This is a genomic window from Burkholderia sp. Tr-862 (assembly GCF_011753085.1).
In the GTDB taxonomy this organism is placed as follows: Bacteria; Pseudomonadota; Gammaproteobacteria; order Burkholderiales; family Burkholderiaceae; genus Burkholderia; species Burkholderia ambifaria.
This window is the reverse complement of sequence record NZ_VWWG01000329.1, coordinates 1-2454: the sequence shown is the minus strand read 5'-3', so window position 1 is coordinate 2454 and position 2454 is coordinate 1. Positions and strand designations below refer to the sequence as shown.

The window sequence follows — 2454 nt, the reverse complement described above, 5'->3', positions numbered from 1 at the left end:
CGCGTGGCCGCGGCGTCGCTGCCTTCCATCAGGACGAGCGCGTCGGGTGCCGGACGCGCGGCCGCGTCGGCGCCAAGCGGTGCGGACAGGTCCGGCGCGGTGCGGAACAGCCGTGCCGCATGGATGCCGGGTTCGCGCAGCGCCACGTCGAAGCGCTCGCGCAGGTGCGGCACGTCGATGCGTTCGGGCGGCAGCACGAACAGCGCGAGATGCATGCCTTCGCCATCGCCGGCCTCGATCGTCAGGTCGCCGACCCGCCGCTGCGTGCCCGTCATGCGTTCGAAGTTCGCGAGCGACCATGCGGTCTGCTGCGTGAACGCGCGCCGATACGCGTCGCCGCGGAACACGTCGAGCGTGTCCGTCACGTACAGCGCGAGATACTTGCGCGGGCCGCCGTCGGTCGCGCGAAACCGCCGCGCATGCGTGAAGCCGGGAATCGCGACACGCTCCTGCATGTGCTCGCGGTCGTACCACGCGTTGAAATCGGCTTCGTGCGCGGGGTCGATATCCGTCCAGACGCAGAGCTGGCCGTGCGGAAGGGAAAGGCGGGTCATTGCGGGTTCCTTGTGACGGGGGGGTGTCAGGAACCCGCAGTGTCCCGAAGAGGGGCTGCGCCCGTCCAACAAGAAAACAAATTCGCGGTGAACAGGTTTTCTTATGAGCGGCGCGGACGGCGTTTCGCCGCAGCGGCGGCGGGCGGCGCGGATTTCGGCGTGCGTTTTGCCGCCGCGGTTCCGGTTTTTGTCGCCGGCCGGGCAGCGGCCTTGCCGACGGAATCGGCCTTGGCCTTTGCCGATGCGGCCGGCTTCGCATGAGTCGCGGCGGCCGGCATCGCGCGCGCGACTTCGCTCGCCAGTTCCGCGATGCGCGCGGCGACCGGCAGGCCCTGCGTGCGATACGACGCGACGAGCGGCAGTGCGGGGAATTCAGGTTCCACGTCGAGCAGTTCGAGTGCGCCTTCCTGCAGTTCGCGCCCGATGATCGCGGGCGGCAGCGCGGCTACGCCGAAACCGTCAGCGACGAGCCGGATCATCGCGGCGACCGACGTGATGCAGTTGATGCTGGCCGGCCGCTCGACGGCGGCGAACAGCCGCTCGATCGTCGCGTGCGGCCCCGAGTGGCGCGAGAAGCTGATGATCGGGTACGCGGCAAGCCGCGCGACGTCGAGCCGTTCGCCGCCGAGCCCGAGACGCGGGCTCGCCGCCCAGCGCACCGGGAATTCGCACAGCGGCAGGTTCGTGAAGTCGGGGCCTGGCACCGGGTCGGTCTGCAGGATCAGGTCGACGCCGTCGGTGCTGAGCAGGCGGATCAGGTGCAGCGTCGTGTCGCTCGTGATCTCGACGTCGAGGCGCGGATAGCGCTCGCGCAATTGCGCCATCAGCGCCGGAAACCAGCTGTGCACGATCGACTCGATCACGCCGATCCGGATCAGGCCCGCGTCGCTCGCCGCGTCGATGTCGCGCCGCATCTCGCCGTCGAGCCGCACGATCCGCTCCGCGTACGCGAGCATGCGCCGGCCCGCGGGCGTCAGCGTGGCCGAGCGCGTGTTGCGGTCGAACAGCCGCACGTCGAACGCCTCTTCGAGCGACGCGATGCGGCTCGACACGGCCGCCTGCGTCGTGTGCAGTTTCTCGGCCGTGAGCCGGAAGTTCTCCAGCTTCGCGAGCCAGACGAAGGTTTCAAGAAACCGGATGTTCATCGAAGTCCGAACGGTGAGGCGGTGCCGCACGAAGGCGGCGGGATCGGTCGATGTTAGCGGATTTCCGGGGCGGGAAACGAGCGGGGCGCGTGCAGGGCGTGCGCAGGGCCGGGTGCGGGCGACGGCGCGACGGGCGACGTGTGCGGCACGTCGCGCGGTCGCACTCGAGCGCGCATCGTGCGGACGCTTCGCCCCCCCGGCGTCAAAGCTTGTCGAACGCGAGCGTCGGCACATCGACGACCATCGCGCCGCCGTCGGCGACGAGCGTCGCGCCCGTCACGAACGACGCATCGGGCGATGCGAGGAATGCGCACACGGCCGCGATTTCGTCCGGATCGGCCGCGCGCCGCAGCGGTACGTCGGTGCTCACGCGCGCATACGCGCCGTCGAGCGTGTCGCCGTACGCGGACATCAGCGGCGCCATTTCCGCATCGGCCATCGGCGTGCGGACCCAGCCCGGGCACACCGCGTTCGCACGCACGCCGTGCGGCCCGTAGTCGCGTGCGAGCGAACGCGCGAGCCCGAGCAGCGCATGCTTGCCGACCGTGTAGCCGCACACGCCCGGCCCGGCCGCGAGCGCGGCGATCGACGCGACCAGCACGATGCTGCCGCGCTGCGCGATCAGGTCGGGCAGGCACGCGCGTGCGCTGACGAACGCGGTGTCGAGATTCGCGTGCATCGCGTCGCGCCATTGCGCGTCGTCGGTTTCGTCCGCGCGGCCGAGGCCGTGGCCGCCCGCGCACGTGACGAGCGCA

Annotated in this window: 3 protein-coding genes; all 3 read right to left on the bottom strand. The window is 70.8% G+C overall.

The annotated features are described in order from the left end of the window. A partial coding sequence (locus F3J14_RS34505; RefSeq protein ID WP_166726703.1) for a DUF4286 family protein occupies positions 1-554 on the bottom strand: 554 nt, incomplete at its 3' end. Between the two features lie 101 nt (positions 555-655). Next, the gene (locus F3J14_RS34500; protein WP_166726702.1) at positions 656-1699 is read right to left on the bottom strand and encodes a LysR family transcriptional regulator; all 1044 of its coding nucleotides are present in this window, start codon (positions 1697-1699) and stop codon (positions 656-658) included. A gap of 202 nt (positions 1700-1901) precedes the next feature. After that, positions 1902-2454, bottom strand: a 553-nt coding sequence (locus tag F3J14_RS34495; RefSeq protein WP_166726701.1) for an SDR family oxidoreductase, incomplete at its 5' end; no start/stop codon positions are given.